Below are 23,719 nucleotides of genomic sequence, written 5' to 3'. Positions count from 1 at the left end.
ATTTAGTATAGTGTAGTTTTTACACGGTTATAGTATTTGTACTATTTAACTTGTATAAATATACCATCTACCATAGATAAGGAGTTAATCATCGTTAATATAAGTAATTGGGCAGTATTTGACTGTAATTTTACACGCAATTAATGTTTGAAATCCCTATTTTATGCTTAAAAATCTACGCTTCTTATTATTTATATTACCTGCTATAGTTTTTGCACAGGTAGGTATAGGAATAACATCTCCAGATGCTTCAAGTATACTTGATGTTACTTCATCGACACGTGGTGTGCTGCTGCCTCGAATGACTACAGCACAAATGAATTCTATAGCCTCGCCGGTAAAGGGTCTTACGATTTTTAATACTGAAACAAATAGTTATTATTATAACGACGGAACCGTTTGGGTAGAGCTTGCCGGTGCGGTCAAAAGAGATAATTACAAATTGGTTAAAAGTGTTGCAGATTTGTCTGACGAACTTGCAGCAGGTGGAGGAACTCAGTATTTACTAAACACCAATTTTCTATATGAGATCAACGGAATCATACCTATTAATTTCCCTATTAATTTAAATGGTGCATATGTAGAAGGAGTAGATTCTGGAAGCGATATTCTAGTAAATGCATCAGGAGGTTCGCTATTTAATGGTAGTGGCGGAGGTAGTATTCGAAATCTTACAATTAGTGGTGGTAATCGTCAGGTTTTTAATATGACGGGTGGTGTTTTGGTAGTGAATAATACCATATTTTCTGGGGCATCATCATTGGGAACATTAACCGGATTAAACCTTGTATTTTTTAATGTTTCCCAGTATGTGGGTAATACTACCGGTTTTACAGTATCGGGTATCGAATCGTTTTTTATGAGTAACACATTCTGGACAGATACTAATCAAGGCACGTTTATGACCTTAACAGGGGCATTTGACAACCTGCAAATGGCAAATGGACGTATTGTGGCAGATGCCGGGGAGACCGGATTAAATGTAAGTTCTAATCCTACTATAGTTAATTCGGGTTTGTTGAGTGGTTTGAGTTTTGTGGGGGCAGGGACTTTAGTAAATGGTTATACAGCTGCAAATACATTTCCCGGATATAACTTTTCCATAAAATGGGATGTAAATTGTGAAGGAATACCTGTTGAAACAGATGGCAATGCATCAGCTAATTTTTATTCTACGAGTGGTTTAACTACTGGATTTACACAGTCTATATCTGATGGTACTGCTGCAGAAATACAGGGAAACGGTGCTTTTGCTGCTCAAAACCTTTTTAGGTTTACAGCTAGTGGAGGTGACAATCGTCTTACCTATACCGGAAGAAAAGGCCGTAATTTTCAATTGACTGCATCACTGTCTGTACGTGTTACAGATGCTGCAACTAATTTTTATGCTTTCTTATTCGCCAAAAATGGAACTTTAATAACAGAATCTAATGCAGTAGTTTACATAGATAGCAATACACAAATACAAAATGTAAGTTTATCTAGTGTAGTAAACTTAGAGGCTGATGATTATATAGAAGTTTTTGTACGTAGGCTAACCGGTACTGGTGCTGATGATTTAATTGTTTTCTCAGAAAACGTTTCTATTAAGTAGGGTTAAAGAAAAAAGGGTCAAATAAGATAAGCTTATTTGACCCTTTTCTATTTAATTAATCTTTTATGATTAGATCAGGAGTTCCTTTTCCTTTATTTTCATTGAGGAGTATTTGTAAATCTTTTTTCTTATTCATAAGGGAAAGCGCCGCTTCATAAGAAATCTTTTTACCGTTGTAGTAAGCAGTTCCGTTATTTTCTTTTAGCGTATTAATCATCGCTACAGGTGTTTGTTCTTGAGTAGGTTTTTGAACTTTAGATTTATTAAAATTAACTGGCTCAGAAGTAATACTTATTTTTTTTATGCCATACGAGCGAAGTGCACTTTTAACGTCAGTTAAAATACCCATTTTAATATCTGGATCAACTTTAATTTTGACATCTAAAAATTGTTCTCTTTCTTCTTTTGATGTCCTTGTATTGTATTTATTCAATGCTTCTTCAATATTGTTTTCATCAATCTTAATGTTGTTAATAAAGACTTGATTGTCTTTGTCAATATCAATGCTAATAACATCAAACACCTCTATTTCAAATACTTCTTCTTTTGCATTAGAATATACAGGATCTGCTGGTAATGGCGGTGGCGGTGGCGGAGGAAGCTGACCCTCAGGCACAGCCGGAGCTGGCGGTGGTGGAGGCGGAATTAATTGTCGCGAAGGATTGGTTTTATAAATATTGGTCTTTTTGAATTCACCCGTAAGTTTCCCTACAAATTTATCTACACCGTTTTGAGATTTGAGTTGTAGTGAATAATTCATCATATCACTTTTGCTCCAGTCTTTGGTAATCATGTTAATCGTTTGAGCAAAATTTTCTATGGAAGTAGACTCACCATTTACCCATACCGATTCATCTTCAACACGTATTTTTAAAGTGGGGTATTCCTGGTGTCGAACTGTATCAAGTAAAACTTGTTTTTTAGAAGAGGCTTTGTAATATTCAAAAGCTAATGAATCTGGATTTTTGCTTTGAATTCTTTTACGATTTACATCCTCATAATATTTGTTAGTAAACAGGTTAACATATGCATTTACCATTTTCCCGGTTACCGTGTCAACTGTTTTTACGCCACTATAAATTTCGAAATCAGAAGCTTTGTATTTATTTAAATCTTCTGGGGAACTAATTTTTGAATTTATACTTAATTTAAAACCATCTTTAATCCAACGGTCTATTTGTGATTTAGTAGGATTTTTACCGTTGAATGTTTCACCTTTAAATCTACCGGTAATTTTTTTTGTTGCTATTGAATCGTCACTTGAATGATCAATTAAATTATCAGCAATAAATTTCTTTAATAGAAGATTACTTTTTTTAGAGGAAGTATTGTAATATTCTAAGGCTAATGAATCAGAATTTGTCTGTGTATTCAATAAATCAGTTTGCTTATCAATATTTACAGAAACAGGCTTCGCCACAATTTCCTGATTAAAAAGATAAATACAGCAGGCGAGCACGGGCACAAAGAGTGCGAGACGGGTGGCCAGTTTTTTGACCGAACGGGTTTTTGATAACATAATGATTCGTTTTTTAGTTAATGAATAATTAATCGGGCTTGATAACGCGGTATGATGACTACCACCCGAATAGGTGAATAAAAGATTAGTATAATTTTCTAAATTTTTATTTTGAGATAGCGCAGCACTATCGGCTAGAAACTCGTGATTCAAAGCAATGCTTTTTTTAAGTAAAATCAACAGCGGATTAAACCAAAATACCACCTGTAGGAATTCAATAAAAAGAATATCCCAACTATGTTTTTGCGTGACGTGTGCCTGCTCGTGGGCCAAAACTTCTGGGGCGATCGCATTGTTTTTAAAGTCATTTTTGGGCAAGAAAATATAGCTTAAGAACGAGTGTGGGACTATCTTTTCAAGAAGGAGCACATTGATATGCGATTTAGATTTTACGCGCTCATTGTGAGTTACTTTTTGGCGTAGGCGATATAGATTACCTAAGAATCTAAAGCCAAAAAGCAATACACCTGCCGCGTAAATTGAGCCTATTAGTATAGGTATCCAATGTATAGTTTCTTCAATCGATGTATTAACTTCGTCTGTAACTGCGATAGTATCAAATGCTACCTGCTCAACTGCCTGTTGCGGTTCAACTGCTACACTGTAGTTCAAGGTGATTAAGGGCAGAGCAAGCGCTAAAACCAGACTTCCTAATAAATAAAAACGTTTAAACTGGTGTGCGGCTTGTTGCTCAAGAGTGATTTTGTAAAAGCCCCAGAGAATCATTAAACACAATACCGATTTTAAAACATAGGCTATCATTTTTTCTCTGTTTTTAGGCGTTCATCAATCAGTTTTTTAAGATCTTCAAGTTCTTGCTGGGACAAATCGGTTTCTTTTGTAAAAAACGAAGCAAACTGCGCCGCAGAGTCGTTGAAGAAATTTTTAATCATCCCATTTACTTGTTTTGAGAAATAATCTTTTTTGCGCACTAACGGAAAATATTCTCGTGATCGCCCGTATTGCACATAGTCAACAAAATTTTTGTCTTGCATCCGTTTCAATAGCGTTGCGATTGTTGTGGTCGCTGGCTTAGGATCAGGATACGCATCTATAAGATCTTTCATAAACGCTTTTTCCTGTTTCCAGAGCAGTTGCATTAATTGTTCTTCGGCATTAGAAAGTGTCATATTCTACAAATTGAGAGTGTGTTCTACAAATGTAGAAATAAATTTCAATTCTACAAGCGTAGAGCAAAACTTTTTTATATTTAATTTTTGGCAATTTTTATACGGGCCAGAAAAAGCCCGAATAAAACCGAGCTTTCGGCAGTCGCTTTTTTGCAAAAGGCAAAAAGAGCTTCAACAAAGCCTCAATCCCTATCGCATTAAAGAGAAAATAGGCTTCAGGCTTAACGATGATTGCGTTTTAAGTGACGCTACCTTATCTATAAATCTATCTTTGCGTTCTAAATAAAATAACAATGAGCCTAGAACAAGACTTAAGAGATCGTAGTAGTAATGTATGCGAATTATGCAACAGTAGTACCGATTTAGATATATACGCAGTTCCTGATTCTCCAGATAATGCTACAGCAGACACACATATTTTTGCCTGCGGAACCTGCAGAACACAATTGCAAGATGCAGAACTAGTAGAAGCTAACCATTGGCGTTGTCTTAACGATAGTATGTGGAGCCAGGTTCCTGCTGTGCAGGTGGTAGCCTACCGTATGCTTAATCAATTAAAAGGTCAGGGCTGGCCTCAGGACCTGCTCGATATGATGTATATGGAAGAAGATGTTAAAGAGTGGGCAAAGGCCGGTATTGCAGATGATTCTTCAAAAGGACTTATACACCGCGATAGTAATGGTGTTATTCTGGCAGCAGGTGATTCTGTAGTATTAATCAAAGATCTAAAGGTAAAAGGCAGCAGTATGGTTGCTAAACAGGGTACTGCGGTACGCCGTATATCATTAGATCACGAGAATGATAAATACATAGAAGGTAAAGTAGATGGTCAGCAGATTGTTTTGATTACAGACTACGTGAAGAAAATTTAAATTTAATAAAGCCTTTGGTTTAATATAACATCTAGTTGGGAGTAATAAGCAGCGGTTATTTCTACTTTTTCAGAAACTAACCAATTAACTCAATAATGAATTCTAAAAAGGAAAAACTAGCCCGGTTTGGCATGGTAGCAAAAGGTATGGTATATGCTATAATAGGTATGCTTACAGCGATGGCAGCTTTTAATCTGGGAGGTTCAAAAAGCGGACAACAGAATGCATTGCAATTTTTACGAGAGCAACCTTTTGGTAAAGTGCTACTCGTTATTTTAGGAATAGGCTTGTTTGGTTATACCTTTTATAGATGGTATGAAGCATTAAAAGGTAGTGGTGATTCCTGGAGTGAGTTAAAAGGTTTTGTAAAACGTTCAGGTTATATTATAAGCGGTATATTTTATGGAGCTCTGGGTTTAACGGCAGTTAAGATGGTTGTTGCGGGCAGTTCGGGTTCTGGAAGTGATTCTATGATTACGACTTTAATGTCAAAGTCTTATGGACCTTATTTATTAAGTTTTGTAGCCCTATGTATTGCGGGAAAAGCAATATTTCAAACCTATAAAGCCTATTCCGGGAAGTTTAGAGATGACGTTAATGAAAGTAATCTGGGGCCAAAAGGAAAGAAAGTATTGATTAGAGCCGGGGAAATAGGATTTACTGCCAGAGGTATTGTTTCAGGCATTGTAGCTTTTTTATTGTTTAAAGTGGCTATAGGCAGTGGAGGCTCATCTGGAGGAAAAGTTGCTGCTTTTGACTTTTTACAAGATACTCTAGGAGCTGTAGCTATGGGTGTTGTAGCGCTGGGACTTGTCGCTTACGCTGTATTTATGTTTATTCAGGCGAGGTATGCTCAAATTAAACTCAATTAATTAAGCCTTAATCGATAAAATTTAAAAACCCATAGACGCAATGTGCTATGGGTTTTATTTATTTAAAATAGTGGTGTTTGATAGATACAATACCTGCGTGAGGGATTGCAGCGGCATCCTTTTTTGAGGCTTTTTAAGCTGAAAAAAAGATAGAGCGTAAAGCCCGACCCCGCTATTTTGCGGGGTCATGCCCTTATTCTTAACTTTATTTTTCTGCGATTTTTAACCTGGTAAACTCATGATAAAAATGTGGAATAGTCTCAATTCCTTTTAGAAAATTCCAAACTCCAAAATGTTCGTTAGGCGAGTGTATGGCATCACTGTCTAAACCAAATCCCATAAGAATTGTTTTACTGTCGAGTTCTTTTTCAAAAAGAGCTACAATAGGAATACTACCGCCGCTGCGTTGTGGTATCGGCGTTTTACCAAAAGTATTTTCATAAGCTTTCTCTGCTGCTTTGTAACCTATATGATCTATGGGAGTCACATATGCCTGCCCGCCGTGGTGCGGTGTTACTTTAACGCGAACACCTGCAGGTGCGATACTTTCAAAGTGATTTTTAAACAATTGGGTAATTTCCTTCCAATCTTGATCGGGTACAAGTCGCATACTTATTTTAGCATACGCTTTGCTTGCGATAACCGTTTTTGCACCTTCGCCAATGTAACCGCCCCAAATTCCATTTACATCAAGGGTAGGGCGTATGCTGTTGCGCTCGTTTGTAGAATATCCTTTTTCGCCGTAAACAGAATCGATATTCAAGGCATTCTGATAATTCTCTAGAGAAAATGGAGCTTCGGCCATTTTAGCGCGTTCTTCAGTGCTTAGCTCTTCTACGGCGTCATAAAAACCGGGAATGGTGATGTGGTTGTTTTCGTCATGAAGTGATGCAATCATTTTAGTCAATATATTGATTGGGTTTGCAACAGCACCACCATAAAGTCCGCTATGCAAATCACGGTTAGGACCGGTAACTTCAACTTCTACATAGCTGAGTCCGCGTAAGCCTGTCGTTATACTAGGAACGTCCTTTGCGATCATACCCGTATCTGATATAAGAATCACATCGTTAGCCAGTTTTGCCTGATTGCGTGATATAAACCAACCTAAGTTCTCGCTGCCCACTTCTTCCTCACCTTCTATCATAAACTTAACGTTGCACGGCAGGTCGTCATTTTGAGTCATATACTCGAGGGCCTTTACGTGCATATACATCTGACCTTTATCGTCGCAGGCGCCGCGAGCGAAGATGGCACCTTCAGGATGTAAATCTGTTTTTTTGATTATCGGCTCAAAGGGAGCACTGTCCCATAAATCTAAGGGATCTGGTGGTTGCACGTCATAATGCCCGTAAACTAAGATTGTTGGCAGGCTTCGATCTATAATTTTTTCTCCATATACAATGGGGTATCCCGGTGTTTCGCAAACCTCTACGGTATCACAACCTGCCTCCTTTAATCGTTCTGCAACTGCATCTGCGGTATTAAAAACATCATCTCTGTAGGCTTTATCTGCACTGATAGAAGGTATTTTTAATAATTCTATAAGTTCGTTTAAAAAACGTGTTTGATGGGTATCTACGTAGTTCTTAGTGTCTTTCATAGTTTTAAAATCGTATTGTCGTAAAAATAAGAATTGGAATGTGAAATTTCTCTCAAAAAATGATTTTCATATCAAAAATCTTTACTATATTTGCACTCGCATTTTCAGATATGGAAGTGCAAGCTTTTAGCAGAAGTCCTAAGTATGTTAAAAGTAGTATGCAGGCGTGGTGGAATTGGTAGACACGCTAGACTTAGGATCTAGTGCCGCAAGGTGTGGGAGTTCGAGTCTCCCCGCCTGTACAACGAATAAGCCTAACTTACTATTTATTAGTTTGTTAGGCTTTTTTTATTTTTTACCTAGTCAACATTTAGTCAACCATAACCCAAAAGAGGTACTCCTGGTTTTTATAATGTAAGAAAACCCCTTTTTTATAGGTGTGAAAAACTTCTCTTACTTATCGTATTAAAAACTACACGTTATAATTAAGTCTTTTTATAATGTAAGAGAATTCATTTAAAAAAAACCATATTTTAGATGCAGGAAATTAACTAGTTATGAATAAACTAATACTAATTTTATTTATTCCTTTTTTGTTTAATTCTTGTGTAGATGCTCCAAAGAGATTAAATAAAAAAATGGTTGTTGATATTTCACCAATTACTGTAGTTAAGGATAGTAAGTTTTTGTGGTCGATTAATGGTAGTGTTAGAAATATAGCCAATAAGGAAATTAAAGGCTACATTAAAGTTAAGTACCTTAATTCTGAAAATGATATTATTGGCGATGCAAAGGCGCATATTAATCAAGGTGACTATTTTAGATCTGGTCAATCTGTTTTATTCAAAATAAATAAAGACCCAAAAGAATTAGAAAGTGTAGAATATTTCGATGTTCAATTTATAGAAAATTAGTTATGAAAAATATGGTTGAAGAAAAAATGTCTGCAAAACGTCTTAATTTTTTAGACAAATATGGTGAGCATACCGATAGTGAAACACTAAAAGAAATTCTATATGCTCAAATGCTCCAGATTGAGAAACTAGAAAAAATCAGGTCAAATACTTCCTCTCTGGTTTGGTGGCTTATCGCAATACCAATACTCTGTGTAATCTTAATTTTTGCTTTGGGCGGTTTAGGTGTGATGTTTTAAACTTTGCATTTTTTTCTGTTCGCTGTTCGCGTGTATGATGTCTGAATATTAATTACAATTTAGTGTCGCAATACATTTGTAAGAGTAAGAATTGATGAGGCTAGGTTTGATTTGCTTCTCGTGTATGTGTATAGACTATCAAAAAACCTTGTGCGCGTGTAGTGACCTCAATAAAATCTTTCGCGCGCGCGTATTGCTTTACTTTTTATTTTGTAAAATTCGTTAGGTATTGTTAGGGTTTAATTACCTTTTTGCTTCGTCCGATTGTTCCGATTAGTTATTTTAACCTTAGGTATTCTTAGGTATTCTTAAAGCCTCGCGCGCGTATTGTTCCTGTTTTCTTTTGAGTGTTTAATATAGGTGCGTATTTAACCTATATATATACTCAAAATTGCACCATTTCTAACTTTTAATAGGGGGGCTTAAAATTGCACCTTTTGTTAAAAAACAAAGTTTATCTTTAATCGAATTTAAAATAGTAAGGTGTAAGTTGTTATTATCTCTGGCTATTAAGTTGAGGTATATTTTTTTGTTTTTAGAGAATTTATTCCGGTCTTTATGCTGTTTAAAGTGATACCAACTATCACAGTTTAGTAATTTTTCAAACTTTTTTTGTTCAGTTAAATTTAAAATAGGATTTGCAAAAATATCTAAGATTAAAACATTCTCAAACTCTTCAATAATTTTACTTTTCATTTTTAAAAAAGGGTCTAAAATAGTTAAATCCTGTAAAGTATTTACGCCTAAGGTGGACTGTATATAGTCTGTTCTATTGCTTTTTATTTCAAACCTAAAAGTATTTATGTCACAGTATTTAGGGTGTTGTAGGCCTTGGGCGTAGGCTTTAATAATCTTATATACATTCAATATACCTTTTTTATTAGTTGATGTCGAAAACTTACTATAACTCAATCCAGCATTGCATAAAAACTCATTTTTCAAATGATACTTTATATAATTAATAAGGTCTTTAATACATATCGGGGATATAATATTTACCCCAAATTCTATATTCATAATGAAGCATAGGTTTAAGTCTAAGTTTAAAATTTGTTGAAAGTAATTTAGAGTATATAAAAAGTCTTTTATAGTAAAATCATTGGCGTTGTGTTTATTGCCATTAAAATAATAATGTGGTTTGAATAGGATTTCTAGTTTATCACAATCAAAATTAAATATTATACCCTCATAGGTCTTAGTTACAACGGTTTTGATACTTTCCAGATCAGGTAAAAGTTTTTCATTTTTTCCACTCCAAACCAATAACGGACTAGTATATAATATTTCAATTTGTCGTATGTCATAAATCCAGATTTTTAAAAAATCTATCATTTGAAAATCGTATATTTACGATAGGTAAGGCGTTGCCGAATTGCCTACCGTTTGAACAATAGAAAAGGGGTTTTTATGCCCCTTTTTTCTATTTATGATTAATGTATTATTTGAGAGAGTAAAGGCTCTAGATTCCGCGTGTAGAAGTCAGGGAATAGGTAAGCCGTTATAGTTGTGTAGTCACTACTAAAGTGCATTATTAGTAGGTGGGCTTTGTGGTATAGATCGCCTTTAAATACGTTATCTATTTCAGTTTTAAAAAGCCCTGTCAATGGGTAATCCCACTTTTTACCTTTCTTGCATTTGACCCAAAATTCAGGATTTGACTTTGCAAAGGCGCGGTTATTACTAACATTAATTAGGTCAGAAAAAAGCCCATTGTTAGTAATTCCCTCTTTTGGTTTATAGTGTCTTACTGTCCGGTATCTACCTGCGTTAATTTCAGTAAACACGCATTTTAGGTACTTAGGTATTTGCGTTGCCATATCATTAAGATTTTAAATTAATGATTGCGCTTTCTACCTCTTTACGAATGTACTAAACACGACCTCCAATACCGTGAGACTTTAAGATGTTTTTTTTACTCCAGTTGTGAACGGTTGACAAATCGATTTTAAGCAACTCTGCCACCTCAACACGTGTTAAGTACTCGGTAGGTTGTTTAGGTTGATAAAACTCTTTTAAATCGTCTAATTGGGCTTTAATTCCCTCAACGATTTTCGCCTGTAATTGTTCAGGCGTAACAGAAATAAACTGCACTTGACTCATTGTAAAAACTATTAAGTTAAAATTTGATTTTGCACAAAATCAACTCAACTATTTTATACTTTTGTAATTCCTAGGTTACAAAACGTATGGGATTGATGTTGAGTTAATCTTATGCGTTTTTTTGTTTTATTAAAGATATGGGTATTGTTTAAGACTTATAACGGTTTAGTATAAGAAATTTCATTACCTTTGTTTTTGATGTAAAATGATCGCAAAGCCTTGAATAATCACTATTTAGAATCATTCTAAATAAGAAAATCGCTAATTAAATAATGTTAAAGTTTTGCTCTGAGTTGAAAATGAGTGTTTTTGAACGTCAAGTTTTCAATTTTTAGACCTTAGTATTGATCGTTTTCGATTCTCTTACCATAACCAAGATTTATAAGTTACTTGCATTTTTTATAACCTGCATTTGAGGTTCTTTACTTTCTCTTGCTGTTTGTTTTGCATAGTATTCCGCAATTTGTTGCGCATAATCAAGGGAATTTTTACCTATATAGCCGTAAAAGGTCTTTTCCGTGCTGTGTGCGGTTATTTGCATTATTAGTGGCGTTGGCATATTGCCGTATAGATTGGTTGCAAAAGACCGTCTGCAAATATGTGAAGTGATTAACTCGTGTTTAGGATAAAGCCCTTTTTTAATTCTCTTTTGCTTATTGCCTTTACCTTTTTCAATTACCTCAACTTTTTGTCCTTTAACTAAATCAGTTAAACCGGCTATCTCGCAAACTTCTTTAATGTAATCGTTTAATTTTTGAAGTGAAATTTTATAAGGTAAACCGTCTTTTATAATTTTTTCGGTTGTAGGTAGTACAGGTATAGCAACATTTTTACCTGTTTTTTCTTGTGTGAGTTCTATTAATTTTAAACCGTTTCTAAGGACTATATTATTTTCGGTAAGGCTTAACATATCGTTACCACGTTGCCCAATGCTGCAACCTAGTAAAAGCCACTTGCGCGCATTTTCTAAATAGGGGTGTTCTAGTGTGGCATTTTCAATTTGCTGTAGTTCGTCAGGATTAAGATAAATGATATTTTCATTCTTAACTTTAAAGCCAGAAATTTTATCTAATTGCCTGTGTGTTTCTATGCCGTTTATTTTAGCATCTATGCAGATCGTTTTAATGCTGCCTAATTTACGCCCTGCATAACTTAACGCATAGCCTTTAGTATCGGTCATCCATTTTAAAAAGGCATCTTTAAACTTAAAATTAACGTCTCTAATTAAAACCGGTGTTTTACTCTCAAATTCTTGTATAAGTCCTTTGAGCCGATTGTAATTCTTAATACTACTTTTTCCTAGACCAACTCCACCTTTTGCATTTTTTCTAAGGTGTGCAGAACTTAGGTAATGATCTATGTAATCTGTTAATTTATTAAGGTCGTTTTTCTTAATGCCTTGTTTAAAGAAACTATCTATTTCATTTTCTAGCCATTCGCCTGTAATCTGCACGCCTTGTGGGTACTCAAAATTATATCGGTCTAAAATGTGATTCTCTAAATTCTTTAATTGTGATGCTAAGGCTTTGTTAGTTGCTTTGTTTTGTTTAGGTAGACCTGTAGTAGTACTCCAGTCGTTAGGATTGCAGAATAAGCCTGTTTTACGCTTTGGAGTGTTATTCCTGCCTAGTGACAATCTTAGGTAAATAGGTGTAGGGTTACTTTTACCTTGTAGTATAAATTTAGTAGTTGCCATATTTTGAAAGTTTGAACATTCAAATATAATTAATCTAGTCAACATCTAGTCAACCGTTTTGCTGTTTTATTCCATTTGTTTAAATGTAATTAGATTGTGGGTTATTTGATTTGATTAGTATTTACAGGGCTTAATATTGGTTTTATAGGTGTTGAGGTATTTTTAAAATTGAATCAAATTGTCAAGGTTCTACTCTCCCCGCCTGTACAAAGCAAAAACCTCTTGTGAAAACAAGAGGTTTTTTTTGGATTTATTTTTTAAGCTAAACAGTCCATTCTACTTTCTTTGATGCTACGTGGCGATCAAGTTTTGGGTTTAATGCATCAAAATCTTGGGGCATATCTGTGGGGAATGTAGCATATGCTCGTGCTGTAAAAATATATTCACTTCTGTCTTTATGTGGTGGCGCTGTCCATTTTAAAGAGGATATGGTAGCGTCAAACCCGTTACAATAGGTGGTTCTACTTCCTAAAAATTCATTGTTTTTTACACTTTGCGGGGGGTCATTTAGGTTAATTGCAGCAGTAAAAGTTTCTCTAAATTGTTTAACGAGAATATCACCTCTTTTAAAAGTTGCTTTATTCAGACCGCTAAACAAAAAACCAACCTGATCACCTGTTTTTATATGCGTAATGGTCTGGCGCATTATGGTTAGACTTGTAGGTTGAAGGCCAAGTCTATTTCTTGATCGCTCACCACTTTGGGTTCCTGTAAATAAATTTAATTTTTCATTTGAAGTGTATGTACCTTGTTCTACTAGCCCAGAAACGACAGTACCTCTACCTGTTATTGAAAATACATCTTCGACCCTAAATCGAAACATACGTTGATCTGTATTGTATTCTGGTGCTTCCACTATACGGTCTCCCGGTAAGACTATACTTTTAATTTGATCTTTTAATTTATCTGTATCTAGAAATAGACTAATAATCTGAGAGCTGCTTGATATGGAATGATTTGTTCCGTTAGGAATTGTAATTCCTGTAAGTTGAGTATAAATTGTATGAGATTCTGTGATGATTTTTAAATGATCTCCTATACTTAAACTTCCTTTTTTTAATATTCCTTTTACAATGGGAGCCTTAAATAAAAAGCTAATACCCGTAATTTCAAATAAAACATCTGACTCCTTATACTTCGGGCTGCAAAAAAAATCAACATTAATGGATGAGAGGTATAAGTCACCTTTATTTATAAGTTCTGTCTCAATTACATAAGTATGATTTGCCTTAATTGTATGTTGTGTTATTCCTGCAGGATCAGAAATTTTTATCCCCACGCTACTTCCTCTAACATAACTGCTTAAAGGACGATTTCCGGAATCGCCAATAACGCTGGGGATCACTAAAAATGATTTAGCTTGAAACTCATCTATTGTATTGTCAAACTCCTGTCGTTTTAATAATTCTTGTTCCGTCTTAAATTCTGGGGAATCTTTATATCGCTTTAGCTCGTTACTATCCTTTTTTATTTGTTCTGTAAGAATTTTAATATCTCTATTTATTTCTTTGAGTAGTTCTTTCATAATGCAAAAATTTTAATGATTGAATTTTGGATTTACCGGTTCCTTAATATTGTCATTCTCACAGCCTTCGGGTTCCCAGCATGGATACCCTATACCTCTGTCTGCATCTAAGTTTATATTGGGTAGTTTTTTTCCTTTCTGAAAATTATCATAGAGCGCTCCCGTTAGCTCACTGGCGTTGCCTAACACTTCATTCTTAACCCGCAAATTGTGACTAATAAAATCTTGAATGGGTGCAAATTGATTAATAAAATTTAAATCTATACCTACATCATCTTTAATATAATACGTATGCACATTTGAGGTGTAACTCAGTGGTGCCGGGGTAACCAGATCTAATTCAGGCTTTAAAAGGCTAGGGTATACTAAATGTGCTTCTTGTGATGCTGTGCGCCAGATACCCGTTCCTACATCAACGTGTTTTATGGGGTAGGGCCAGGAATTAGATAACCTATTACCTCTAACATCTTCAATAATAGGATTTAACATATGGCGTACTTTTGAGTCGTCAAGATGACGCACCCCGGGAAACGCTAGGCCGTTTAACGATACAGAGAGTCTAAAATAGTCGTAAATGACATACAATGCCTGATATACTTTATTAAGCATGAAGTGCACTGCCTGTTTGCTGATACTGGCTATAGTTTCTTCGATAGCTTCTATAAATGCTGCAGCTGCAGCAACAGCTGCTTCAATAATACGAGCAATTTTTTTAAAGAAATTTGCTAAGCCTTTTAAACTGAAAGAACTTCCGCCACCCGAGAATAAATCTTCTAATGCATTATCCAGTTCATCTAACGCATTATTAAATTTGTCTCTAAAACGGTTCCATACTTCACGTATTTCTTCTGTAAGTGGTGGTAAATCTGGAAGAGAGTCTGGTAGAATTGCTTCACTAGTGGTCGCTTTAAACCAGCTGTACCAAAGCCTGTAGGAAGCATCAACTTCTTCTTCGGTCATACCACCCCCAAACGGATGCCCACCTGGAGTATTATAGACATTTTGAGTAGCTTCCGCAAAAAGTTTTGCAATCTCTTTAGGAAGTCCTACATCTGTCAACCCCGGTGTTAAGCCGTCTATAATAGAATCATAATCGGGAACAGGAGCTCCTGTGTACAGATCATGTATACGATCATTAAACTTAAATTCTTCATGCAGTTCGCTTGTGCTAAATTCTTTAGACTCAAAAAAGTTGAATGCAGAAACATCTTGAAATTTCTCTACAACATTGTGTCTTTGGCTATGCGTACGATAAGGACCTCTTACAATATTGTTTACATAGGGGTGACCTACACTATCTGCAGCTACGTGAGATAAATATCCTATAGCATAAGCGTGCAGTGCATCATTGTGTTTTGAGTTTTTTAAAAGATACTCTGCAAATTCCCCGGTTTTACTATAATGTAAAACATCAAACCACCACCAGTTATTTTTAGGTTCACATACCTGTATAGGGCTTGAGAGAAAGCTATAAATATCAATATTTGAGGTTACGAGATCTTTAAGTCCTTCTTTTACAATAGATCCTATAAGGCCTATGATTGCTTTAATATCGTCTATAAATAACTTTATTGTTAATAAAATTGCAGAGCTTGCTATAACATCATCTACCACTTCCTCAAGATCTTCTTTCAGCTCCTTAATTTTTATAAGTGCAGGAAAACTTTCTTCAATTTTAACTTCAAGAGATTTTAGAATTTCGGCAAACTTGATCATTTGTTTGACAGGAATAAATTCGCCTGCAGGCCAATCTTTTACATTAAAGAATAAAAAATCTGGACCTAACGTTCCAAAGTTTCGGTATATGGGATGCTCATTTAAAATTCCAATTGTTTGTGGGTCAAATAAATGATCTTTTCTGGGAGCATTTGGCTTGTAATCAATTTTGAAAGGAAATCCGCGCGTTAGATCTTTTCCTACGATGTAGTGTACAGCCGGTCCTGGCATAATGAGTAGTTTTTAGTGATTTGTATATTCTAAAACTACAAGATTGTGCTATGTTGTTATACAGGCAAATTACCTATAAGTGAGGTTTTTAACCCCTATATGTCTAAGGTGTTTTACGTAATGGATGAATCGTTTTAAAATTAAAAAGCTCCTCAGTTGAGGAGCTTTTTACAGCGTGTTTTACATTTTATTTTCGATATTCTGACTGGCGGTCTATCATCCACCCAGGATATAAATCGGGTTTAGCACTTACTGCATCAATTTTATCTAAATCGTTTTTAGAAAGATTAATTTCTGTAGATTTTATATTTGAGTGTAATTGTTTAATTGTTTTTGCTCCTATAATTGTACTGGTAACTCCTTTTTGATGACGTACCCATGCCAAAGCAACTTCTGCGACAGATACATTGTGAGCAATAGCGATTTCCTGCATTACATCTACAAGGTTAAATGCTTTGTCTTTATTAATAGGAGGAAAGTCAAAGTCTGCTCTTCGCGAGCCTTTTTCACTGCTGCCTTCACGAGCATATTTTCCGGTTAGAAAACCACCTGCTAAAGGACTCCAGGGAAAAATAGCCAGATTGTGATCTGCAGCCATAGGTACGAGTTCGGTCTCGATATCTCGGGTTACGGCAGAATAATAATACTGCAGGCCTATAAATTTTTGCCAGCCATTGTATTTAGCAATCGCTTGTGCTTTTGCAACCATCCAAGCCGGCCAGTTGCAAATAGCGATATAGCGTACTTTCCCAGTAGCTACGATGTCATTAAGCGTTTTTAGAATTTCTTCTATTGAAACTCTAGGGTCTACACCGTGTACATATAAAATATCTATGTGATCAAGCTGTAATCTTTTTAAACTGGCATCAACTGAGTTGAAAATGTGATATCGAGAAAGTCCTACATCATTTGGTTTTTGACTCATAGGGCCTAAAACTTTTGTTGCGATTACCACATCATCCCGTTTTGTTCCTAAATCTTTTAAGCCCTGCCCTAATAGTTGTTCAGACTGCCCAAAAGAGTAAACGTTAGCAGTGTCAATAAAGTTAATACCGGCATCAAAAACAGCTTTGAGCATCCCATTCACTTCTTTTTGATCAACTGCTGCGATTTTACTCCACATTCCTGCATTGTCTCCACCAAAGGTCATTGTGCCAAAACACAGTTCTGATACCAAAAGCCCAGTATCTCCCACATAATTAAATTTCATAATGTTTGTTTTTCTTTAAAGTTAGGCAGGGCAGCAGACTTCCGTTTTAAATTGAGGTTAAACTTTATTTTGATTTCATTAAAAATAAAAGAGGTGTGAATTAGAAATTCTACACCTCTTACTAGTATAATATTTGAATTCACTTTTATAAATCAACTTAAATGCTCCTTAAAAAATGCAATGCTACGTTCCCAAGCTAGTTCTGCAGCTTCTTTGTCATAGCGTGGGGTAGTGGTATTGTGAAAACCGTGATTTACATCAGGATAAACAAACACACCATATTCTTTATTATATTCCTTCAGTTTAGCTTCGTATTCTGGCCAGCCTGCATTTATGCGTTCGTCTAAACCGGCATACTGAAGTAGTAAAGGCGCATTAATTTTATCAATATCTTCGGTAGGTTGCCCGCCATAAAAGGGTACAGCTGCTGCGAGTGTTGGAACATTCACGGCCATCATATTGGAGATAGAGCCACCAAAGCAAAAACCTACAACACCCACTTTCCCATTACAATCGGGGTGATTTTTAAGCAACTCGTAGGCCGCGATAAAATCTTGAAGCATCTCGCCACTGTCGCGTTTGCGTTGCATCTCCCGACCTTCATCATCATTACCAGGATATCCACCCAGAGGGCTCAATGCATCTGGGGCAATTGTTATAAAACCAGCAAGAGCTGCTCTGCGCGCGGTATCTTCAATATAAGGATTAAGACCACGATTCTCATGCACAACAACAATACCCCCTAGTTTTTGAGTTGCATTTTTAGGTTTTGAAAGCAACGCCTTTATCTCACCACCACCTTTAGGCGAATCGTAGGTGATAAATTCAGAATCAAGATTAGGATCCTGAGGATCTATGAGCATGGTAGTTTTATAATCTGGCATTAAAAAGCTCATAAGTGCCGGTACGGTAATGCTACCCACAGCAAAAACAGATAACCGTTCTACAAATTGTCTGCGTTCTAGTTTGTTATGAGCGTATGCGTCATACAGATCAAAAACTTCTTGTTTGATGTCTTCTTTTTTAAGCTTTTTCATAACCTTATTTTTAAATTTTACCGGGTTTCAGCACCACGTGATTATTGCGTGATGTACATTACGGCAGAATCTTCAATGTATTTTGAAGGGTTAAATACCGCATTAAAATTTGCGTTTACCTGATCTATGCTACCTTGTAATTCGCGTATTTTAGACCTAAATTCTTCCGCAAGTAATTCATTTTTAGAGAACTGAACAATCAATTCTTTGTACTTAGCAATATTACTTTTCATACGTAACGTAAGCATACCAAAACGTTGACGTAACGACTGAGTTTTAACCATAAATCGTTCAACTTCAGTGAGCCATTCTTTATTATGGTCTTTTTCCATAGCACCGATTTTTGTATTTATAGCTTTTCTAAAATTATTTTTTAAAGTCTCACGCTCACTGTCTAAAGTTGCATTCTGATATTGCTTAACCATATTCATATTAAGACCGTAATACGTGGCTTGTTCTTCTAAAAGGCGATTGTATTCGTTTTCAAGTTTATTAAGTTCTTCATTAATACTCTTCCACTCATTATCAATAATACTTTGTTGCTGGCTAAACTGGCTCGCCGTATTCAAAACGTTGAGCATTGCCGGGGTTTTATCGCGCAAATCTTTACTAGCGCCGCCTACAATCTCTAATGCTGAAGTGATTCCTGTAGAGAATGTTTGGTATAAGGAGCCATAAAGAGGCACATTGCTGGCAGGTTTATTTAAAACCGTTAAACTGTTATTGATTAAATCTAACCAGTTGTCTTTTCCTTTTTTACGCTCATACCAGTCTTGATATTCTTTAAACCAACTTTCATAAGCCGCGTAATTTGTGGGATTATTTATTGCTGCTATTTTACTGAAAAATTCCTGTGAAGAAAGTAGTAGGTTGCTGGGTTTGATATCCCGATGAATACTCATTAATTCTGTAAAAGCAAGCTGGCCGTTTAATTTAAGCTGAATTTTTCTAGAATTTTCAAGCAGCGTGATGCGATTTTCTTGCTTAGAAATAATACTGTCTAGGCTTCCAAGGCGTTGGCTGGTACGGTTAGGATTTAGGTCTGAAAACTCACCCTGAAGGGATTTAAGTTTAACCGCATTATCTTCTAATTGTCTGTTCAGGTTGAGTAAAAGAGAATCTCTTTCTTTTATTATTTGTGCAGAAACCTGGTCTTGCGCAGTGGCAGAATAGGTGAAGAAAGAACAAATAGCAAAGAAAAGCAGTTGTTTTATGTATCGCATACAGTTAAAATTTTGAATCAAAAATAGCAAAATAACTTATGCTATTATGTTAACTGTTTACTATGTAGAATTGCGATTCTTAATTTTTTGAATTATTGATAATCAAGAAGCTAGTTTCCGGTTTGATTGTGTAAAATAGCATTTTTTGCATCTTCTAAATAATTGCGACCTATAGTATAGCGCTTATTAGCAATCTCAACACTATTACCTTCGACGGCATCTACTTTTGTGATATTAGCCGTGTAAGATCTGTGTATGCGTATAAATTTTGGGGTAGGCAACTCATCTGTAAAACTTCCTAAGGTCTGGTGAACTACATAGTTGCCGCTGGTGGTAATAATCTTAATATAATCTTTGAGGCTTTCAATAAGAAGAATATCATCTAGATATACTTTCTTCATTTTTTTCTTATCTACTTTGACAAAAATAGAATCTGTATCTCCCTTAGGTTTCTGTTGTTCTTGATGTTTAGAAAGCGCCTTATTTGTAGCTTTTAAAAACCGCGGAAACGAAATAGGTTTTACTAAATAGTCTAAAACTTCGAGTTCAAAACCTTGTACGGCGTATTCTTCATGAGCCGTAGTTAATATAACCATTGGTTTTTTATCAAGACTTTTTAGAAAACTTAAGCCATCTAAAACTGGCATATTTATATCTAGAAATATTAAATCGCAAGGATTATTTCTTAAAAAATCAATACACGAGATTGCATTATCAAATGTTTGAATAACATTGAGTGTACTAAGTTTTGTAATGTGGTTTTTAATGACATTGATTGCCAGAGGTTCATCATCTATTATTACACATTGTAAACTCATAATAACTTTAATTTTAAATGTACTTTATACTCCCCATCTTCTGAAAAAATCTTGAGGTCATAATCCTGTGCTCCGTAGCCCAATTTAAGACGTTTTTCAATATTTTCAATACCTATTCCGCCTACATCTGGAATGTTATTTTTTAAATCCTTTTGAGGTAGGGTGTTACTCATTTTAAAATAGAGAACGTCTTCATCTATGGTAAGATCTATTTTAATAGATACCATTCCTATATTTTTATTGGCTCCGTGCTTAAAGCCATTTTCAATAAAATGAATGAGTAGCATCGGAGCAATTTTTTTTCCTCTGGGATTGCCCGTAACATTAAAACTCAAATCAAGTTTGTGATTATAGCGTATGCGCTCCAGATCTAAATAGTTATTTATAAACTTAATCTCTTTTGCAAGAGACTGCCGTTTTTCTTTAGTCTCATAAAGTAAATACCTCATTAAATCTGATAATTTTAAAATGGTATCTGGTGTATTTTCAGATTTTTCTAAACTTAATGAATAGATATTATTTAGTGTATTAAAGAAAAAATGTGGTGAGATTTGTGATCTCAAAAATCGTAATTCTGTTTCTAACTGCGAAGCGGCAAGAGTGGCTGCCAGCTGGCGTTCTCGCATCCAATCTATAGTTATTTTAATAGCGGTAACAAAAGAGATTACATATAGTTCGCCCAGCATCATGACTACGATGTAATTTACATTGAGACTCGTGGTTTCTTCGGGACCTTCAGGCCAGACATTATTGCTAATTAAGAAATAAGTGAGCTCGTACTTTACGACAACCATTATAAAAATAGCGACTACTAAACTCAATATGAAGAAGATGTATTTTCGCTTATATATAAATAGGGGTATGAGTACATAAATTGTAAAATATGATAACGTCATATGTATGGGGAAGCCTAGTAAATTAGACTTAAACGAGTAGAAATAATCTTCATAATAACTGCCCCACCGCAAAAAGTTAAATAAGAAATAAACCAACCAGAATATGACGTGGTGTGAGCTGTTTATCTTGTAGCCGGTTGTTGCATTTAGCAACAAATTATTCTTGAGTGTAGCGCTTAGGGCCATTGTTCTAAAAATGAATTTTAAGCTGTTTAGCTTTTGAGAACTGTTGTTGGTCTAATAAAAAACTTATACCGTTATAATATATTACATATTTATTAAAAATCTTAACAGTTCACACTGTCAAGGCAAAAAATAAGCTTACAAATGTTAAAAAAATCTATTTATATTTTACTCATAACCGCTTTTTTTTCTTGTAAAACCGAAGAAAAAAAGGAAAATCTTTCTAAACCAGCGTTTGATTTAGCGGCTTATGTAGATCCATTTATAGGTACCGGTGGTCACGGGCACACCTATCCTGGTGCTACGATGCCGTTTGGTATGGTGCAGGTAAGTCCAGACAATGGTACAAATGGTTGGGACTGGTGCTCAGGGTATCATTATTCAGATTCTATCGTGTCTGGTTTTAGTCAGTTGCACTTAAGTGGCACCGGTATAGGTGATTTAGCAGATCTATTATTTATGCCTACAGCGAAAGAACTTGACTTAACGAGAACCTATTCCAGTAGATTAGAACGCCCTTATATTTCAAAATACTCACATAAGCGTGAAAGCGCTTCACCGGGCTACTACTCGGTTTATCTTGAAGATCCTCAAATTAAGGTGAGACTTACAGCTACACAGCGCACAGCGTTTCAAAAATACAATTACGAGGGTGCAGGTGAGCCTTCTGTAGTACTTGATCTTGGTTTTGCGATTAACTGGGATGCGACAATGGAGACAGCGATACACGTAGAAGATAAAAATACGATTAGCGGCTACAGGAATACTACAGGTTGGGCAAAAAATCAAAAGGTTTTTTATGTGGCGACTTTCTCAAAGCCTATTTCGAGATATCAATTAATACAGGATAAAAACATTCAAAAAACAGCTAGCGTAGTCGGGAAAAATACAGCGGCTCAATTCTTTTTTGATATAGATGGAAGTCGTGATGTTGAGGTCAAAATTTCGGTTTCTTCGGTGAGTGTTGCTAATGCAAAAGAAAATATGAAAGCTTCGGCTAACATGAATTTTGAACAGGCTAAAACTGCCGCGCAGCAAGCCTGGAATGAACAGTTACAGCATATTGTAGTAGAAACCCCTACAGATTCTTTAAAGACAATTTTTTATTCGGCATTATACCATACACAAATTGCGCCGGTAACTTTTAGCGATGTAAATGGAGAATTCCGTCAGGAAAATGACAGCATTGTAAAAGTAGATTTTACAGCATATTCAACGCTTTCGCTGTGGGATACTTTTAGAGCTGAAAACCCCTTGCTCGCATTAATTCAACCTAATAAAACCACAGCTATTGTCAACTCTATGTTGGCGTACTATCAAGTACATAAGAGCTTACCCGTATGGACGCTTTATGGCAATGAAACCAATACCATGACAGGAAATCACGCGATACCCGTAATTACTGAAGCATATTTTAAAGGTATTAAAGGCTTTGATGTAGAAAAGGCTTTTGAGGCGATAAAACACACACAAATGCGTGATGAGCGGGGACTAGAGTATCTTAAAGAATATGGGTATATCCCTTATGATAAAATAGACGAATCTGTAACCTACACGTTAGAATATGCTTACAATGACTGGTGTGTAGCTGAGATGGCTAAAGCGCTGGGGCATACCGCAGATTACGAGTATTTTTCAAAACGTTCTAAGTCGTATGAGCAGTTGTATGACTCAGAAACCGGTTTTATGCGTGGCAAATCTGCAAATGGTGTGTGGCATGTACCTTTTGATCCTAAGTTTTCTCAACATATGAAAAACACAGATTATACTGAAGGTAATGCGTGGCAGCACAGTTGGTTTGTACTTCACGATACAGATAATTTTATAAAACTTCATGGCGGGGCAGCACCTTTTACTAAAATGTTGGAGCAGCTTTTTACTCAAAGTTCTGAAATAACCGGAGATAATGTTTCTGCAGATATATCTGGTTTAATAGGGCAATATGCACACGGAAATGAGCCTAGTCATCACATCGCTTATTTATTTAACAAAGCCGGTAAACCCTGGAAAACCCAATACTGGATTAATCAGATTCTAAAAACACAATACAATACAACGCCTAATGGGTTGAGTGGTAATGAAGATGCCGGCCAGATGTCTGCCTGGTATGTATGGAGTTCTATGGGACTTTACCCATTTAATCCGGCAAGTGCAGCTTACGAAATAGGAAGTCCCATTTTTGAAAAATCAACCATTAATTTACCTAACGGAAAAACCTTCAGTATAATCGCACAAGGGGTTTCTGAAGCTAATTTTTACATTCAATCTGCAACTCTTAATGGGGGAGTTTTCAATCAAACTCAAATTACACACGACCAACTTTTAAAAGGCGGTGAGCTCAAGTTTGTGATGGGGTCTGCACCTAATAAAAAGTGGGGAGTAACTAAGACGGTAAACTAGA

The 23,719-nt window shown here is 35.6% G+C and carries 21 protein-coding genes and 1 tRNA gene; 8 read left to right on the top strand and 14 right to left on the bottom strand.

Annotated elements, in window-relative coordinates; genetic code table 11:
- Positions 1–163 precede the first annotated feature (163 nt).
- Positions 164–1,594, top strand: a complete 1,431-nt coding sequence (locus ACIGAM_RS00635; RefSeq protein ID WP_396509547.1) for a cell wall anchor protein — start codon at positions 164–166, stop codon at positions 1,592–1,594.
- A 55-nt stretch (positions 1,595–1,649) separates the two neighbouring features.
- Here the strand turns inward: ACIGAM_RS00635 and ACIGAM_RS00630 are convergent, their stop codons facing one another.
- Together ACIGAM_RS00630 and ACIGAM_RS00625 are read right to left on the bottom strand one after the other, a co-directional pair.
- Positions 1,650–3,839, bottom strand: coding sequence for a M56 family metallopeptidase (locus ACIGAM_RS00630; RefSeq protein WP_396509546.1), 2,190 nt, complete (start codon positions 3,837–3,839; stop codon positions 1,650–1,652).
- 32 nt (positions 3,840–3,871) lie between these two features.
- Entirely contained in the window at positions 3,872–4,243 is a 372-nt protein-coding gene (locus ACIGAM_RS00625; RefSeq protein ID WP_028376598.1) for a BlaI/MecI/CopY family transcriptional regulator, read from the bottom strand.
- Positions 4,244–4,536: 293 nt separating this feature from the next.
- Here ACIGAM_RS00625 and ACIGAM_RS00620 point away from each other — a divergent pair, with 293 nt between their 5' ends.
- Together ACIGAM_RS00620 and ACIGAM_RS00615 are read left to right on the top strand one after the other, a co-directional pair.
- A complete protein-coding gene (locus ACIGAM_RS00620; RefSeq protein ID WP_396509545.1) occupies positions 4,537–5,115 on the top strand; it encodes a PhnA domain-containing protein in 579 nt (192 codons plus the stop codon).
- A gap of 95 nt (positions 5,116–5,210) precedes the next feature.
- Positions 5,211–5,987, top strand: a complete 777-nt coding sequence (locus tag ACIGAM_RS00615) for a DUF1206 domain-containing protein (protein WP_396509544.1) — start codon at positions 5,211–5,213, stop codon at positions 5,985–5,987.
- A gap of 205 nt (positions 5,988–6,192) precedes the next feature.
- Here the strand turns inward: ACIGAM_RS00615 and ACIGAM_RS00610 are convergent, their stop codons facing one another.
- Complete coding sequence (locus ACIGAM_RS00610; RefSeq protein WP_396509543.1) at positions 6,193–7,590, bottom strand: dipeptidase; 1,398 nt, start codon at positions 7,588–7,590, stop codon at positions 6,193–6,195.
- A gap of 59 nt (positions 7,591–7,649) precedes the next feature.
- On the opposite strand from ACIGAM_RS00610, the gene ACIGAM_RS00605 reads away from it, so the two are divergent.
- From ACIGAM_RS00605 to ACIGAM_RS00590, 4 genes are all read left to right on the top strand, one after another.
- Complete coding sequence (locus tag ACIGAM_RS00605) at positions 7,650–7,772, top strand: hypothetical protein (protein ID WP_396509542.1); 123 nt, start codon at positions 7,650–7,652, stop codon at positions 7,770–7,772.
- Positions 7,751–7,832: transfer RNA gene (locus ACIGAM_RS00600), tRNA-Leu, on the top strand. Before ACIGAM_RS00605 ends, ACIGAM_RS00600 begins: the two co-directional genes overlap by 22 nt.
- A gap of 255 nt (positions 7,833–8,087) precedes the next feature.
- Positions 8,088–8,444 (top strand): hypothetical protein, encoded by a 357-nt coding sequence (locus ACIGAM_RS00595; protein ID WP_396509541.1) that lies wholly within the window; start codon positions 8,088–8,090, stop codon positions 8,442–8,444.
- Positions 8,445–8,446: 2 nt separating this feature from the next.
- Positions 8,447–8,683: a hypothetical protein gene (locus ACIGAM_RS00590; RefSeq protein WP_396509540.1), complete on the top strand. Its 237-nt coding sequence runs from the start codon at positions 8,447–8,449 to the stop codon at positions 8,681–8,683.
- Positions 8,684–9,085: 402 nt separating this feature from the next.
- Here ACIGAM_RS00590 and ACIGAM_RS00585 read toward each other — a convergent pair whose 3' ends face one another.
- The 11 genes from ACIGAM_RS00585 to ACIGAM_RS00535 form a co-directional block, all read right to left on the bottom strand.
- The gene (locus ACIGAM_RS00585; protein ID WP_396509539.1) at positions 9,086–10,015 is read right to left on the bottom strand and encodes a hypothetical protein; all 930 of its coding nucleotides are present in this window, start codon (positions 10,013–10,015) and stop codon (positions 9,086–9,088) included.
- Positions 10,016–10,113: 98 nt separating this feature from the next.
- Positions 10,114–10,500, bottom strand: a complete 387-nt coding sequence (locus ACIGAM_RS00580) for a hypothetical protein (RefSeq protein WP_396509538.1) — start codon at positions 10,498–10,500, stop codon at positions 10,114–10,116.
- Between the two features lie 52 nt (positions 10,501–10,552).
- Positions 10,553–10,783 carry a helix-turn-helix domain-containing protein gene (locus ACIGAM_RS00575; protein WP_396509537.1) on the bottom strand — a complete coding sequence of 77 codons (231 nt, stop codon included), beginning with the start codon at positions 10,781–10,783 and terminating at the stop codon, positions 10,553–10,555.
- A 379-nt stretch (positions 10,784–11,162) separates the two neighbouring features.
- Entirely contained in the window at positions 11,163–12,479 is a 1,317-nt protein-coding gene (locus ACIGAM_RS00570) for a tyrosine-type recombinase/integrase (RefSeq protein WP_396509536.1), read from the bottom strand.
- Between the two features lie 262 nt (positions 12,480–12,741).
- Complete coding sequence (locus tag ACIGAM_RS00565) at positions 12,742–14,004, bottom strand: hypothetical protein (RefSeq protein ID WP_396509535.1); 1,263 nt, start codon at positions 14,002–14,004, stop codon at positions 12,742–12,744.
- 12 nt (positions 14,005–14,016) lie between these two features.
- The gene (locus ACIGAM_RS00560) at positions 14,017–15,951 is read right to left on the bottom strand and encodes a zinc dependent phospholipase C family protein (RefSeq protein WP_396509534.1); all 1,935 of its coding nucleotides are present in this window, start codon (positions 15,949–15,951) and stop codon (positions 14,017–14,019) included.
- A 187-nt stretch (positions 15,952–16,138) separates the two neighbouring features.
- On the bottom strand, positions 16,139–17,161 hold the full coding sequence (locus tag ACIGAM_RS00555) for an aldo/keto reductase (RefSeq protein WP_396509533.1): 1,023 nt from the start codon (positions 17,159–17,161) through the stop codon (positions 16,139–16,141).
- A gap of 152 nt (positions 17,162–17,313) precedes the next feature.
- Positions 17,314–18,198, bottom strand: a complete 885-nt coding sequence (locus tag ACIGAM_RS00550; RefSeq protein WP_396509532.1) for a dienelactone hydrolase family protein — start codon at positions 18,196–18,198, stop codon at positions 17,314–17,316.
- A gap of 41 nt (positions 18,199–18,239) precedes the next feature.
- Positions 18,240–19,421 (bottom strand): hypothetical protein, encoded by a 1,182-nt coding sequence (locus ACIGAM_RS00545; RefSeq protein ID WP_396509531.1) that lies wholly within the window; start codon positions 19,419–19,421, stop codon positions 18,240–18,242.
- A gap of 110 nt (positions 19,422–19,531) precedes the next feature.
- Entirely contained in the window at positions 19,532–20,239 is a 708-nt protein-coding gene (locus tag ACIGAM_RS00540) for a LytR/AlgR family response regulator transcription factor (RefSeq protein ID WP_396509530.1), read from the bottom strand.
- On the bottom strand, positions 20,236–21,321 hold the full coding sequence (locus ACIGAM_RS00535; RefSeq protein WP_396509529.1) for a sensor histidine kinase: 1,086 nt from the start codon (positions 21,319–21,321) through the stop codon (positions 20,236–20,238). Before ACIGAM_RS00535 ends, ACIGAM_RS00540 begins: the two co-directional genes overlap by 4 nt.
- A gap of 141 nt (positions 21,322–21,462) precedes the next feature.
- Here ACIGAM_RS00535 and ACIGAM_RS00530 point away from each other — a divergent pair, with 141 nt between their 5' ends.
- Complete coding sequence (locus ACIGAM_RS00530) at positions 21,463–23,718, top strand: GH92 family glycosyl hydrolase (protein WP_396509528.1); 2,256 nt, start codon at positions 21,463–21,465, stop codon at positions 23,716–23,718.
- The last annotated feature ends 1 nt before the right edge of the window (position 23,719 follow it).

Origin of the sequence: Leeuwenhoekiella sp. NPDC079379, assembly GCF_044542075.1 — a bacterium.
Classification (GTDB): Bacteria; Bacteroidota; Bacteroidia; order Flavobacteriales; family Flavobacteriaceae; genus Leeuwenhoekiella.
Note: the sequence above shows the minus strand (reverse complement) of the source record. Positions and strands in the feature narration are given on the sequence as shown.